Genomic DNA, 13,788 nt, shown 5'->3' with positions numbered 1-13,788 from the left:
GGCCATACTTCGGGAGAAGTGGACGGGGCCATAGGGGAATCCCTTGACGAAAAATCCATTGTGTTCACCGACAAGAGCACTTCCTATGTCGATATCGCCGACTTCGTGGAACTGCACGTGACCGAGAAATCGAACAAGGAGACCACCGAAGAGACCCTCAAACGGGTGCATATATTCATAAGCAACGCCAAAAGGAACCTTTTGGGCAATGACCACAGGATAAAGGGAAAGTACCTTCAGGCATATCTCGACGAGTTCGTGTACAAGCTCAACAGGAGGTATTTCGGGGACCGGGTCTTCGACAGGATAGTGATAGCGGGAATTACAGGATTATGACACTTAACAGATATCCAGTTCCTAAATGAAGAAATTTAAATCAACAAAGATAATTTCAGCTAAAAATACATGCCATGGAAGAACTAAAGAAAGAAGATATTAATCAAGAAGTGTTTGACCTTTATGACGATTATGCGCATAATAGGCTAAGCCGAAGGCTTTTTATGAATAAACTATCCACTTATGCTGTAGGAGGATTGACCGTTGCCTCCATAATGAGTTTTATTTCTCCGGATTATGCAAAGAAGATTCAAATCTCACAGGGTGATTCCCGATTAAACTCTGAGTTTGTACAATACGAATCCCCAAAAGGAGGGGGGACCATAAAAGGATTATTATCTAAACCGGTTGATGCCAAGAAACGACTTCCTGGTATTATTGTGGTGCATGAAAATAGGGGTTTAAATCCTCACAGAGAGGATGTGGGAAGGCGCGCGGGTCTAGCAGGTTTTATTTCTTTGGCGCCAGATGCCCTTACTCCTTTGGGAGGTTATCCAGGAAATGACGATGAAGGAAGAAAATTGCAAAGGGAAAGGGATAGAAATGAAATGTTGGAAGATTTTATTGCTGCCTACAAACACTTGAAAAGTCATCCCGAGTGCAACGGTAAAGTGGGCGTTGTAGGCTTTTGTTTTGGAGGATGGATTTCTAATATGATGGCTGTTGAGGTGAAAGATTTAGGAGCTGCCGTGCCATTTTATGGAGGACAACCTAAAGAGGGGATAAGTAAAATCGAAGCACCGTTATTGCTTCATTTTGGAGCGTTGGATACTAGAGTTAACGCAGGTTGGCCGGCTTATGAGGAGGCACTCAAAAAAAATGGAAAGGAATACATGGCACATGTGTATCCGAATGCTAATCATGGATTCCATAACGATACTACGCCAAGATATGATATGGAAGCTGCCGAACTCGCTTGGAAACGTACTATAGAATTTTTTCGGGAAAAGCTTGCTTAATCTTTTTGAAGACAAATGGGCTAAGATTTAACAAAATGATTTTGACCCAAGTTTACTTTATCAAAACAGATTTTAACTCTACCTTAGTGACCTTTAAGGGATATTAGCTCAGTTGGTTTAGAGCGCTGCCTTGACAGGGCAGAGGTCACCGGTTCGAATCCAGTATATCCCACAATAGTATTTTTTACAGTATATCTAAAATTCGTTCTAAAGCCATACCCCTAGAGCCTTTAATGAGCAAAGTACTGTTTGGATTTAGCTCCTCAGCAAGTAAGTGGATTTTCAGGTCATTGAAAGACCTGAATTTTTTAAAGTTGTTTTTTACCTGATAAAAGTTCTCACCAATCAAAAAAACACTTTCAAACCCAAGCTCTTGAGCTAGCGCTGCAATATTTTGATGTTCCTCCTCTGCTTGATCTCCAAGTTCGAACATATCCCCTAAAAATAAGGATTTTTGGTCCCCTTGCATTTGAGAGAAATTTTCCAGTGCTGCTTTCATACTTGTAGGATTAGCATTATAGGCATCGAGAATAATTTTATGACCGTTATTTTCGATTACTTGGGACCTATTGTTATCTGGCACATAAGATTCTAAACCTAATTTTATATGGTCAATAGGCACATTAAAGTATTTGCCCATAAGGATGGCCGCGCAACAGTTGGGGAAATTATAAGACCCTATAAGCTGTGTTTTAATATGTGACTGTTCGAATTTGATTTCAACAAAAGGATTTCCCTTCGGCATTTTAATAATGGTAAAAGCCTGGTCGTTTGTACTAAAGCCATATTTGTTAATATAGGAAGCTAATTTTTCTCTTTGAATGGGGTCATCGGCATTCATGAATATGCCTTTGTTTTCGGCAATTAGATGTGTATAAAGCTCACTCTTTCCTTTGATTACTCCTTCGACTCCGCCAAAACCTTCCAAGTGTGCTTTCCCGAAATTAGTGATGTACCCAAAATCTGGTTGTGCAAGACTGCTTAGAAATTCGATTTCTTTTTGATGGTTGGCACCCATTTCTACAATGGCAATTTCGGTCTCTTCCTTAATAGATAATAAGGTCAAAGGAACTCCGATATGGTTGTTTAAATTACCTTTCGTGGCAATGGTCCTATATTTTTTGGAAAGAACCGCATTGATCAATTCTTTGGTTGTCGTTTTTCCATTACTACCTGTTAAGGCTATGACTCTTGCTTTGCAATAATTTCTATGGAAAGTAGCTAAATGCTGTAAAGTAGTAAGCACGTTTTTTACCAAAATAGTTCTATCATCAATAGCGAATTTTTCCTCGTCTATGATGGCATAGCAAGCCCCACTTTCAATAGCCTTTTTTGCATATGTGTTACCATTGAAATTTTCTCCTTTCAGTGCAAAGAAAATATCGTTATTTAAAAGTTTTCTGGTATCCGTGCATACCGACGGGTGCTTGAGAAAGATTTTATGGAGGTCTGCAATTTTCATAAAATCGAAGATAAAAAAAAGCCCTTTAAGAAAAGGGCTTTTTAATACTTTAGATAAGCGAAATTATTTTGCTTTCTTACCTCTTACGGTCTTATTTTTTGTTTTAGACTTTGATCCAACTCTAGACATTGCACATCTAAACCCGATATAATCCGTGGCCATATATTGTGGCATATATCTTCTTTGCGCAGGATCTAACCAGTAAGCTCTATCTCTCCAAGAACCTCCTTTGTATACTCTTACCTCATCGTTAATCAAAGAAGTTCTAGTATTGGATTGATCGTACTGTCTTGTAATTTTCCCGTCTTCATCTCTCTCAACTTTATGTTGAGGAGAATTGTACATACTCGCCTTATCGCTTTCCTCATCTTCATCGCTGAATCTATCAAAGAATCTAGATGAACCTGGGTCCCCGTCTCTATAACCTCTGTTATCACTAGAGGAGAAGTTAGTTCTTAGGTAAGTTTCGTTTTCATCTACAGGTACCTGCTTAATTTCACCGGGTAGATTTACTGCCACGACCTTACCATTAGGAAGCGTGTCGTAAAGCACTGAATCTCTGAGGATGTTTACTTTACCGTCTTCTCCTATGGCACTTTTCATGTAAATGTTACCTCTGTAGTAGTTAAAATCACTCACCTCGTCATCAACTATTGGTCTGTATACATCAGCTACCCATTCAGCTACGTTACCTGCCATGTCATAAAGACCTAGATCATTAGGCTTGTAGGACATAACCTGTGCTGTGATGTCCGCACCATCATCAGACCAACCGGCAATTCCGCCGTAGTCTCCTTTTCCTTGCTTAAAGTTTGCTAATTGGTCTCCTCTACCTACACGTTGTCCGTTTCTGGTATAGTCACCTTCCCAAGGATATTTTTTTCTACCTCTGTAGTTGTTATATTCTCTTGATCCCACTTGAGCTTGAGCAGCATATTCCCATTCCGTTTCCGTCGGTAATCTATATTCTGGCATGATAACACCACTACTTCTTTTGGCAAAAGTAGAAACACTGTCCTTTTTCTTTTTACCCTGTAGAGAATCTATCTGTCCATTGTAAACAGATTCTGGTCTGTTCAGGTAGGCTTCCGTACTAAAAGTGCCGGCAACCTCTCCGCTAGCTGCTTGGTATTTGGCATCTTGAGATAAGTATCCTTCTCTTTCTAACATGACCTCGTTTACACGGTCGGTTCTCCATTCTGCAAACTGAGTAGCTTGTATCCAATTTACACCTACAACGGGATATTCCGCATAAGCAGGATGTCTTAAATAGTTATTGGTCATCGTTTCGTTAAAGCCCAGTCTATTTCTCCAAACCAAAGTATCTGGTAAAGCTCCTTTGTAAATGTTGGTGTACTTGGGATTTTCCGGTGGGTAAACACTTTTCAAGTAATCTAAATACTCTAGGTACATAACATTGGTCACCTCTGTTTCATCCATGTAGAAAGATTGTACGTGCTGTGCGGTGGGCGTGTTGTTCCAGTCATGCATAACGTCATCCTGTACTTTACCTTTAGTAAAAGTTCCGCCTTCTACAAATACCAATCCAGGAGCGGTTTCTTGCTCCTTAAAATCGGTATTATATTGGAAGCCGCCTTCCTTAGCATTGATTTTCCAACCTGTAGCTCTAGACGTATTTTTAGAGGAAGATGAGGATTTAGAACAGCTGGTTACTGTAAAACCTCCCGCTATAACGGTTAATGAGAGTACAAATTTTGTAAACTGTTTTTTCATAATTAGGACTTGAGTTCAATCTTCACAAACTAACTTTTGGCGAATTTGTGTATTGGGTTTTGATTAATTTGATGTCACTTTCGCTGTTTAAAACGTTGTTTTCATCATAATATTTTATAGCTTATTTTTTTTATTCTTACTCTGAATATAAATAATCCGATAAAAAGGCATTTCTATCAGTCATAACGTGCTATTGCCTATAATAGTATGGGACTTCAATTATCTTTTTGTTTCTTTGGAGAGTTATGGGAGAAATCTGTCTTGGAATGTTCCGCTTAAATAAAAGTTTTAATAAGTGAAAATGAAAAATGTCCCATCACATACAAGATTATTGTAAAACGGTCGTTTACATGTAAAATACACTATATCACCCTAAAAGTAACACGCTATATTTTATTCCTAAATCAACAATAAATTAAATGAGAAAGATTTCAATATTCTTCATGCTGGCTTTTGTCACAAAATCAGTGGCACAAGAAGACCAGAGAGTGATAACTACAGCAGTACCATTTTTGACTATTGCAGCAGATGCACGTTCCGCAGGAATGGGTGATATGGGTGTGGCCACTTCCACAGATGCCTTTTCCCAACAATGGAACCCGGCAAAATTCGCTTTCGCAGAACGAAAAACAGGCATTGGTTTGAGTTACACACCTTATTTAGAAAGTATAATAACGGATATTTCCTTACTGAATGCCAGTGTTTATAATAAGTTAGATGAAAAAAGTGCATTTGCGGTAAGTCTTAGATACTTTACGTTGGGAGAAATAGAACTTCGGCAATTTGCAAATGACCCAGGAACCCTGGCGAAACCTAACGAGCTTGCTTTAGATGGTTCTTATTCCCTTAAGCTAAGCCCGACTTTTTCGATGGCCGTTGCGGGTAGATATATAAGGTCTAACTTAAGATTGCCTCAAAATGGCACAGAAGATTCGCAAGCTGCTAGTTCTTTTGCTGTTGATGTAGCTGGTTTTTATAGGTCCAGAGAAGTCGCCTATAATAATTTTGATGGTCGATGGAGAGCTGGTTTCAATATATCCAATTTTGGAGGCAAGATTCAATATGACGAAGGTGGACAGGAAAACTTTCTGCCAACTAATTTAAGAGCCGGATTGGGCTTTGATTTTATCTTAAATCAAGACAATGTCATAGGCGTAACAACTGAATTTAGTAAATTGTTGGTTCCAACACCTCAAGATTTTGATAATGATGGCGATATTGATTCTGAGGATAATGACATTTATCAAAACGAAAGTGGCTTCAGTGGTATACTAGGTTCTTTCTCCGACGCACCAGATGGTTTTAGTGAGGAACTAAAAGAATTTACTTGGGCCCTTGGCGCAGAATATTCCTACCAAGACGCCTTTATGGTGCGCACGGGCTATTTTAACGAAAGCGAGGAAAAGGGTTCTAGAAAGTTCTTTACACTGGGAGCTGGCTTCAAGTTCAAGGCGGCCCAGATAGATTTATCCTATCTTTTCTCCACTTCCCAAGTTAGAAATCCTCTGGAAAACACATTGCGTTTTTCACTTACTTTTAGTTTAGGAGAGGAATTTTATAATGATTAAGTAGCACTTAAAATATAGTTTCAAAAACCTGCTACACGGCAGGTTTTTTGATTTTTAACCCTTTGGAAGTGGTTCTTGTTTTTGAGAATACCTTATTTTTGATAAGTTGTTCCGTATTGTTTTATACCCATTTTAGATGCCTTTAGTAAAGTGTTTGAGTTTTGACATTACCATTTATGATTCTCTAGAGGAACTGAATGAATCGGATAGGTCTTTAATGATGCAGTCTATTGGTGCTAGAGAAAATGCTTATGCACCCTATTCTAGATTTAATGTTGGGGCGGCGGTACTATTGGAAAATGGTAAAGTTGTAATAGGAAATAATCAAGAAAATGCCTCCTATCCTTCCGGTCTTTGCGCGGAAAGAGTAGCCGTGTTTTATGCTGGAGCTCAGTTTCCTGGAGTTAAAATAAAAACAATAGCAATCACAGCGGCATCCAAAAATTATGAAGTTGCAACTCCGGCAGCACCATGCGGTAATTGTAGACAGGCTATTCTTGAGTATGAGTTTAAACAAAAAGAATCTATAAAGCTTTTATTGATGGGTGAAGTAGGCAAGATAATTCAGTGCAATTCCGTTGCGGACATACTTCCATTAGGATTTAATAGAACCTTCTTAAAATAAGCGTGATTTTAGTTGCTAAAACACACGCATCACATAATTTTTGTTAAGCCTATAATTTCTTTCTCCTTTTGTTTCTATTTTTTTTATCCATTCATTAATATGTGTATTTTTGTTTTCTTTCGGCATAGATAAGAGCCTTTGCTCTGTGGCCCGAAAAATAAAATACCACAGGGACGGACCCATAGGGTATTCTAATAGAAAATAACACGTGGTTTCGAGGTTAGCCTCGGAGCATTTTTAATCTCGATTATCGAGTAAATATTAATTTAGATAATAGATTGATGGAAAAAATTACCAAGGAGACGTATTTGAAATGGTATGAGGAAATGCTTTTCTGGAGAAAATTCGAGGACAAACTTGCTGCTGTGTATATACAACAGAAGGTAAGAGGGTTTCTTCACCTGTACAATGGCCAAGAAGCAGTCTTAGCAGGAGCTTTGCATGCTATGGATTTAACGAAGGATAGGATGATTACCGCCTATAGAAATCATGTTCAACCCATTGGTATGGGAGTTGACCCAAGGAAAGTAATGGCGGAGCTTTATGGTAAAGTTACCGGAACTTCTAAAGGTATGGGAGGTTCCATGCACATCTTTTCAAAAGAACATAGATTCCACGGAGGTCATGGTATTGTAGGGGGTCAGATTCCCTTAGGTGCCGGGATGGCCTTTGGAGATAAATATAATGGTAGTGATGCGGTAACGCTCTGCTACATGGGTGATGGTGCCGTTAGACAAGGGTCGCTTCATGAGACGTTCAACTTAGCTATGCTTTGGCAACTACCTGTGGTTTTTGTATGTGAGAATAACGGTTATGCCATGGGTACCTCGGTAGCAAGAACATCCTATTCCACAGATATATGGAAACTTGGATTAGGGTATGAAATGCCCTGTGGTCCTGTTGACGGAATGAACCCGGTTACGGTTGCTCAGGAAATGAGTAAGGCAATTGAGCGGGCAAGGTCTGGTGGTGGACCAACTTTTCTAGAAATGAAGACGTATAGGTATAGAGGGCATTCTATGTCCGATGCACAGCATTATAGAACTAAAGATGAAGTAGCGGAGTACAAAAAGATAGATCCGATTACTCAAGTATTGGATGTCATCAAAGAGAAAAAGTATGCTACGGATGATGAAATAAAGAGCATTGACAAAAAGGTGAAAGCCTTAGTTTCTGAATGTGAGAAATTTGCGGAGGAATCAGATTATCCACCAGTAAGCCAATTGTATGATATGGTTTACGAACAAGAAGATTTTCCATTTGTTCAACATAAATTATAAGTAAATGGCTATAGTTGTAAATATGCCCAGATTAAGCGATACCATGGAAGAGGGTACCGTTGCCACATGGTTGAAAAATGTGGGGGATAAGGTTGAAGAAGGAGATATATTAGCCGAGATAGAAACCGATAAGGCTACGATGGAGTTTGAGTCCTTTAATGAAGGAACACTATTGCACATCGGGATAGCTGAAGGTGACACGGCTCCAGTAGATTCGTTATTGGCCATTATAGGTGAAGAAGGAGAGGATATTTCCGGTTTGCTTAATGGTAATACCGCGCCCGAAGTAGAGAAGGAAGAGTCGGAAGCCCCTGAACCAGAGGCGAAGACTGAGGCTGCTACAGTGGAGACTGCTGAAATTCCAGAAGGTGTTGAGGTGGTTAAAATGCCACGTTTAAGCGATACCATGGAAGAAGGTACTGTTGCTGCATGGTTAAAACAGGTCGGTGACACGGTTGAAGAAGGCGATATCTTAGCGGAGATAGAAACTGATAAGGCTACGATGGAGTTCGAGTCATTTTATTCCGGTACGCTGCTCTATGTAGGAATTCAAGAAGGAGAATCATCTCCAGTGGATGCGGTGTTGGCCGTAATCGGGCCTGAAGGAACGGATGTAGATGCTGTTTTAAATGCTAAACCTGCAACCGCAAAATCTGAAACTACAACAACAGAAACAAAAAAGGAGGAGTCAAAAGAAAAAGTTCAGGCCGATGCAAGTACAGAAAAAGTAGCTGTTGCAGATGGTAAGCGAATTTTTGCATCGCCTTTAGCAAAGAAAATAGCCGAGGACAAAGGAATAGATTTGGCTGCTGTTTCCGGTTCTGGGGATAATGGAAGAATTGTTAAAAAAGATATAGAGAATTACCAGCCATCACAGGCTACCGCTGCCCCTGCTGCTCAACAGAAACAAGAAGCTGCGCCGAGCCTAGCACCTATCAGCTTGCCCGTAGGCGAGGAAGGTTCTGAGGAAGTTAAGAATTCTTCGATGCGCAAAGTAATTGCGAAAGTATTGGGACAGTCAAAATTCACTGCACCACACTTTTATCTTACCATAGAGGTAGATATGGACAATGCAAAGGCTTCTAGAGCACAAATAAACAGTCTGCCAGATACTAAGGTTTCATTTAATGATATGGTATTGAAAGCATGTGCGATGGCTTTAAGAAAGCACCCACAAGTAAATACCTCCTGGAACGGAGATACTACGCGCTATAACAAACATATACATATGGGTGTTGCGGTTGCCGTAGACGAAGGTCTAGTTGTGCCGGTAGTTAAGTTTGCGGACCAATTAGGTCTTACACAAATAGGTGCTGCCGTTAAGGATTTAGCGGGTAAGGCTAGGACCAAAAAGATTGCGCCATCGGAGATGGAGGGTAGTACTTTTACGGTTTCCAATTTAGGTATGTTCGGTATATTGGAGTTTACTTCTATAATCAATCAACCTAACTCGGCCATACTTTCAGTCGGTGCTATTGTAGAAAAACCAGTAGTTAAAAATGGAGAAATTGTTGTGGGTAATACCATGAAACTGACACTTGCGTGTGACCATAGGACGGTAGATGGGGCAGTCGGAGCCCAATTTTTACAGACCCTGAGGTATTTCGTTGAAAACCCGGTAACGATGTTGGCATAAGCCAAATCTTAAATAAACAGTAAAAAGCATCCTCTTTTCGGGATGCTTTTTATCTTTAATATAAAGTGGAAAAATGAAAAGACTGATTATTTTAGCTCAAACACTCTTGCTAATGGCATGTGGTGTTCAGAACAAAAACGCCAGTAACACGATGAATACTACCAATGAAGCCACTGGTGCTTTGGTGGGAGCAATTGGTAAAGAAGAGAAACCAATGGTAGCAAAGGGGTCAGCCTTAAATGCGACCACTCAAATGTCCTTTACATCGGCAGAAAAAATAGAAGGTATCATGACCTTTTTGGCATCGGATGATTTAGAGGGCAGAGATTCTGGAAGTGTGGGTATAGAAAAAGCTGCTGATTTTATAGCGGGTATTTTTAAAAATAATAATGTATCGCCTTATTTTAAAACGTATAGGGATACACTGAGTAATTTTGAGAAACCAACTTCTAATGTGGTAGGTTATTTGGAAGGCACGGACCCACAACTAAAAAAGGAATTTATAATTATTGGTGCCCACTATGATCATATAGGTATCATGGGTAGCGAAAATGGTGATGCTATTGCTAACGGAGCAAACGACAATACATCCGGAACTAGTGTTGTACTAGAGCTGGCTAGGTATTTTGGTGAAACAAAATCAAATAAGAGGAGTATTATATTTGCGCTATTTAGTGCTGAAGAAAAAGGACTACTTGGTTCCAAACATTTAGCTGAAAAGCTGAAAGGTGAAGATATTACGCTTTATACGATGCTCAATTTTGAAATGGTCGGCGTGCCAATGGTCAATAAAGATCATTTGTTATACCTGACCGGTTATGAACTCTCAAATTTATCGGAAGTAAGTAATATATATGCCAAAGAAAAATTGACAGGGTTTTTGCCAAAAGCTAAGGCCTTTAATTTGTTCAAGCGATCGGATAACTATGCGTTTCATAAGGCTTTTAATGTGCCGTCACAAACCTTTAGTAGTTTCGATTTTACCAATTTTGAATATTATCACAAGGTTGGCGATGAGCTTGATCTAATGGACTTTGAGCATATGGCGCGCGTGGTGAATAGGATGATACCTGTTGTTGAAGGAATATCGAATGCACCTGTTAAAGAAATAAAATATAACTAATGGCCAAAATTATAGTTACAGGAGCAAGTAGAGGTATCGGTTTTGAACTAGCACAATTATTTGCTAAAGAAGGCCATGAAGTGTTGGCCCTATCTCGAAACGAAAATCCAATTAAAAGCTTGGGTATAAAGGATATTCACACCTTTCCTTTTGACATTGTAAGTGATGCTGATCTATTAAAATTAGAGCGTTTTTTGAACGAGAATTGGAAGAGGGTTGATGTGTTGATAAATAATGCGGGAGCGCTTTTGAACAAGCCTTTTCTAGAAACGAGTAAAGAAGAATTCAAAGCCGTTTATGATGTAAATGTCTTTGGTGTGGCCGCCATAACTAAATTGGTCATACCGTTTATGGACAAAAATGCCCATGTTGTTACTATCAGTTCTATGGGTGGGGTTCAAGGAAGCATGAAATTCCCAGGTCTTTCCGCGTATAGCTCAAGCAAGGCGGCAGTGATCACAATGACGGAGCTATGGGCGGAAGAATTCAAGGAGGCTGGCCCATCCTTCAACGTGCTTGCTTTGGGTGCGGTACAAACAGAAATGTTAGAGGAGGCTTTCCCTGGATATGAGGCACCAACAACCGCTTTGGAAATGGCGACGTATATTAAGGATTTTGCGCTGACCGGTAATAAATTGTACAACGGTAAGCTATTGCAAGTGAGTAGTAGTACACCTTAATCTATAGCTTCACATAGGCTTTATATATAGTGTCTAGTTTTGGAAATAATGCTAAAAAAGCTTTTCTATCAGTATACATCAAGTCTAGAGTATCCATCGTGGTGTCTGCGTAGCCAGAATGTAGGCTTTCAACGACGTCCATACCATTTACAACTTTTCCAAAAGCAGGAAAACCTTTTACATTATTGTATATAATTGTATCTAGGCGATGATTGTCACTTAAATTAATATAAAGGTCTGTAGTTCTTGTTTCTGGTCCGCCTCTACCAAAACTTATCGTGCCTTTTGAGTTTCCCAGAATCACTTTTTCATCAGGAACTTTTACACTGTTCCAATAATTGTAATTTACGCTGTCCGTGCTTCCAAACTGTGCTACGAAACCAGGATTGACACGATAAAAAAGTTGATTATCAAAATAACGATGTTTAACAAGTTGATAGAACCTATCTGCGGCTTTAGGAGATAAGGACCTTGTTATCATCACATCAAAATCTCCTTTTGAGGTATTAAATGCTACCGTAAAATTTTTAGGAGCTATTTCCGTAGTCCATTTTTTAGAGAATATTTTAGAGGAACAGCTCACAATAATTAGTGTTACTATGGCTATTAAGTACTTCTTCATAACAAGCATCTTATGATTTTGAAGATATTACTAATTTAAAATAAACCAATAGTATTTTTTCAGGTATTTTTGTTGTGATGGATAATGTTCTCATGAAATATTTACCCGAAAGAGCAGTGCCTTCTTGCATGGAGCTTATACGAGTAAATAATGTTCATTTAAAAATAGTGAATGAACGGGTTACTAGGCATGGCGATTATAGAAGAACAGCGGACGGCCAGCATCAAATTACCGTAAATGCAACACTGAATAAATATCGGTTTTTGATTACACTTGTTCATGAAATTGCCCATCTGGTGGCATTTGAGAAATTTGGAAGGCGCATAAAACCTCATGGTTTGGAATGGAAAAAAACTTTTCAACATCTGATGCTTCCCTTTATACGGCCAGAAATATTCCCATCTATGCTTTTGCCCCTTTTAGCTTCACATTTTAGAAATCCAAAGGCAAGCAGCAGCACTGATGCCAGATTGTCAATAGCTTTAAAAACCTATGATGCGCAACAATCCGAAAAATCCTACGTTTTTGAATTGCCTTTAGGAAGCATTTTCAGAATGTACAATGGCAAGCTTTTTAAAAAAGGGAATAGAAGAGTAAAGCGATATGAATGTATTGAGGTGGAATCTGGTAAAATGTACCTTTTTCAGCCCAATGCAGAAGTAGAATTAATACGTAATTGAGATGAATAAAAATTATTACGCGGTTTTGATGGCAGGTGGAGTAGGGTCAAGATTTTGGCCAATAAGCACTGGTGAATATCCAAAGCAATTTCATGACATGTTGGGTACGGGTAAAACCTTGATACAAAAAACATTTGAACGTTTAAACAAGTTTGTTCCAACAGAGAATATTTTGATATTGACCAATGAAAGATATAATGATTTAGTACTGGAACAATTACCCAAGGTAAAACAGGAGCAAGTAGTTCTAGAGCCCGCAATGAGAAATACGGCACCGTGTATTCTTTATGCAGCACTTAAAATTAAGAAGATGAATCCCGATGGGGTTATGATAGTGGCCCCGAGTGATCATTGGATCGAAGATGAACAAGCATTTGCAGAAGATGTTACCGCTTGCTTTCAAAAATGTGAAAAGGAGAATGTGCTATTTACTTTGGGGATTAAACCCACTTTTCCCAACACCGGTTTCGGATATATAGAGTATAATAAATCAGACGATAATCAAATAAAAAAGGTAAATCAATTTAGGGAAAAACCGGATTATGAAACGGCCAAGGATTTCTTGGCACAAGGTAATTTTTTGTGGAACGGCGGTATATTTATGTGGAGTGTAAAAACCATTGTGGGAGCTTTTGAGGCCTATCAGCCCCAGCAGTACCAATTATTTGAGTCAGGTTTTGCATATTATAACACGGATAAGGAACGTGGCTTTATAGCAGAAAATTACCCAAAGGCCGAAAATATTTCAATTGATTATGCTATTTTGGAGCATAGTAGCTCCATATATGTTTTGGCAGCAACCTTTGATTGGAACGATTTGGGCACTTGGGGTTCATTGTTCGATAAGCTGGATAAGGACTCCGACGGCAACGCAGTGGTAAACGCCAAAGTTTTGGCCGAGGATGCCTCAGGAAATATGATACGTGCGGCGAAAGATAAAATTGTTGTTGTAGATGGCTTAAAAGATTATATTATAGTGGATAAGGAAGAAGTACTTTTAATCTATCCAAAATCGAAGGAGCAAGACATTAAAAAAGTCCTGACGAAGGTCAAGGACAAGTTTGGAAGTGAACATGCATAAGA

Annotated in this window: 13 protein-coding genes and 1 tRNA gene; 11 read left to right on the top strand and 3 right to left on the bottom strand. The window is 39.1% G+C overall.

Going from position 1 to position 13,788, the window contains the following annotated elements; translation table 11 throughout:
* From BFP77_RS08565 to BFP77_RS08555, 3 genes are all read left to right on the top strand, one after another.
* Positions 1-336: IS1595 family transposase (locus tag BFP77_RS08565; protein WP_143751879.1), on the top strand; the 336-nt coding region annotated here is incomplete at its 5' end.
* Between the two features lie 74 nt (positions 337-410).
* On the top strand, positions 411-1,295 hold the full coding sequence (locus tag BFP77_RS08560) for a dienelactone hydrolase family protein (protein ID WP_099573621.1): 885 nt from the start codon (positions 411-413) through the stop codon (positions 1,293-1,295).
* A 97-nt stretch (positions 1,296-1,392) separates the two neighbouring features.
* A tRNA-Val gene (locus tag BFP77_RS08555) sits at positions 1,393-1,467 on the top strand.
* A 12-nt stretch (positions 1,468-1,479) separates the two neighbouring features.
* Here BFP77_RS08555 and BFP77_RS08550 read toward each other — a convergent pair.
* Both BFP77_RS08550 and gldJ read right to left on the bottom strand, forming a co-directional pair.
* A complete protein-coding gene (locus BFP77_RS08550) occupies positions 1,480-2,757 on the bottom strand; it encodes a UDP-N-acetylmuramoyl-tripeptide--D-alanyl-D-alanine ligase (protein ID WP_099573620.1) in 1,278 nt (425 codons plus the stop codon).
* A gap of 63 nt (positions 2,758-2,820) precedes the next feature.
* Positions 2,821-4,491 (bottom strand): gliding motility lipoprotein GldJ, encoded by a 1,671-nt coding sequence (gldJ, locus tag BFP77_RS08545; protein ID WP_099573619.1) that lies wholly within the window; start codon positions 4,489-4,491, stop codon positions 2,821-2,823.
* Between the two features lie 419 nt (positions 4,492-4,910).
* On the opposite strand from gldJ, the gene porV reads away from it, so the two are divergent.
* The 6 genes from porV (at position 4,911) to BFP77_RS08515 (ending at position 11,403) form a co-directional block, all read left to right on the top strand.
* Positions 4,911-6,059 carry a type IX secretion system outer membrane channel protein PorV gene (gene porV, locus BFP77_RS08540; RefSeq protein WP_099573618.1) on the top strand — a complete coding sequence of 383 codons (1,149 nt, stop codon included), beginning with the start codon at positions 4,911-4,913 and terminating at the stop codon, positions 6,057-6,059.
* Between the two features lie 136 nt (positions 6,060-6,195).
* Complete coding sequence (locus tag BFP77_RS08535) at positions 6,196-6,684, top strand: cytidine deaminase (RefSeq protein ID WP_099573617.1); 489 nt, start codon at positions 6,196-6,198, stop codon at positions 6,682-6,684.
* Between the two features lie 281 nt (positions 6,685-6,965).
* Entirely contained in the window at positions 6,966-7,964 is a 999-nt protein-coding gene (gene pdhA, locus BFP77_RS08530; RefSeq protein WP_099573616.1) for a pyruvate dehydrogenase (acetyl-transferring) E1 component subunit alpha, read from the top strand.
* Between the two features lie 4 nt (positions 7,965-7,968).
* Entirely contained in the window at positions 7,969-9,600 is a 1,632-nt protein-coding gene (locus BFP77_RS08525) for a pyruvate dehydrogenase complex dihydrolipoamide acetyltransferase (protein ID WP_099573615.1), read from the top strand.
* Positions 9,601-9,673: 73 nt separating this feature from the next.
* Entirely contained in the window at positions 9,674-10,723 is a 1,050-nt protein-coding gene (locus tag BFP77_RS08520) for a M28 family metallopeptidase (RefSeq protein WP_099573614.1), read from the top strand.
* On the top strand, positions 10,723-11,403 hold the full coding sequence (locus tag BFP77_RS08515) for an SDR family oxidoreductase (RefSeq protein WP_099573613.1): 681 nt from the start codon (positions 10,723-10,725) through the stop codon (positions 11,401-11,403). The genes BFP77_RS08520 and BFP77_RS08515 overlap by 1 nt, the downstream gene beginning before the upstream one ends.
* A gap of 1 nt (position 11,404) precedes the next feature.
* Here the strand turns inward: BFP77_RS08515 and BFP77_RS08510 are convergent, their stop codons facing one another.
* Complete coding sequence (locus BFP77_RS08510; RefSeq protein ID WP_180272331.1) at positions 11,405-12,025, bottom strand: peptidylprolyl isomerase; 621 nt, start codon at positions 12,023-12,025, stop codon at positions 11,405-11,407.
* A 77-nt stretch (positions 12,026-12,102) separates the two neighbouring features.
* Here BFP77_RS08510 and BFP77_RS08505 point away from each other — a divergent pair, with 77 nt between their 5' ends.
* Both BFP77_RS08505 and BFP77_RS08500 read left to right on the top strand, forming a co-directional pair.
* Positions 12,103-12,705, top strand: coding sequence for a SprT-like domain-containing protein (locus BFP77_RS08505; RefSeq protein ID WP_099573611.1), 603 nt, complete (start codon positions 12,103-12,105; stop codon positions 12,703-12,705).
* Position 12,706: 1 nt separating this feature from the next.
* The gene (locus tag BFP77_RS08500; RefSeq protein ID WP_099573610.1) at positions 12,707-13,786 is read left to right on the top strand and encodes a mannose-1-phosphate guanylyltransferase; all 1,080 of its coding nucleotides are present in this window, start codon (positions 12,707-12,709) and stop codon (positions 13,784-13,786) included.
* Positions 13,787-13,788: the final 2 nt, after the last annotated feature.

The sequence above is a fragment of the Maribacter sp. 4U21 genome (assembly GCF_002742365.1).
GTDB lineage: Bacteria > Bacteroidota > Bacteroidia > Flavobacteriales > Flavobacteriaceae > Maribacter.
Note: the sequence above shows the minus strand (reverse complement) of the source record. Positions and strands in the feature narration are given on the sequence as shown.

Excerpts from the sequence above, each read along its gene's own strand:
- BFP77_RS08560 (WP_099573621.1), top strand. The coding sequence starts at position 411 with ATGGAAGAACTAAAGAAAGAAGATATTAATCAAGAAGTGTTTGACCTT.
- BFP77_RS08550 (WP_099573620.1), bottom strand. The coding sequence starts at position 2,757 with ATGAAAATTGCAGACCTCCATAAAATCTTTCTCAAGCACCCGTCGGTA.
- gldJ (WP_099573619.1), bottom strand. The coding sequence starts at position 4,491 with ATGAAAAAACAGTTTACAAAATTTGTACTCTCATTAACCGTTATAGCG.
- porV (WP_099573618.1), top strand. The coding sequence starts at position 4,911 with ATGAGAAAGATTTCAATATTCTTCATGCTGGCTTTTGTCACAAAATCA.
- BFP77_RS08535 (WP_099573617.1), top strand. The coding sequence starts at position 6,196 with ATGCCTTTAGTAAAGTGTTTGAGTTTTGACATTACCATTTATGATTCT.
- pdhA (WP_099573616.1), top strand. The coding sequence starts at position 6,966 with ATGGAAAAAATTACCAAGGAGACGTATTTGAAATGGTATGAGGAAATG.
- BFP77_RS08525 (WP_099573615.1), top strand. The coding sequence starts at position 7,969 with ATGGCTATAGTTGTAAATATGCCCAGATTAAGCGATACCATGGAAGAG.
- BFP77_RS08520 (WP_099573614.1), top strand. The coding sequence starts at position 9,674 with ATGAAAAGACTGATTATTTTAGCTCAAACACTCTTGCTAATGGCATGT.
- BFP77_RS08515 (WP_099573613.1), top strand. The coding sequence starts at position 10,723 with ATGGCCAAAATTATAGTTACAGGAGCAAGTAGAGGTATCGGTTTTGAA.
- BFP77_RS08510 (WP_180272331.1), bottom strand. The coding sequence starts at position 12,025 with ATGAAGAAGTACTTAATAGCCATAGTAACACTAATTATTGTGAGCTGT.
- BFP77_RS08505 (WP_099573611.1), top strand. The coding sequence starts at position 12,103 with ATGGATAATGTTCTCATGAAATATTTACCCGAAAGAGCAGTGCCTTCT.
- BFP77_RS08500 (WP_099573610.1), top strand. The coding sequence starts at position 12,707 with ATGAATAAAAATTATTACGCGGTTTTGATGGCAGGTGGAGTAGGGTCA.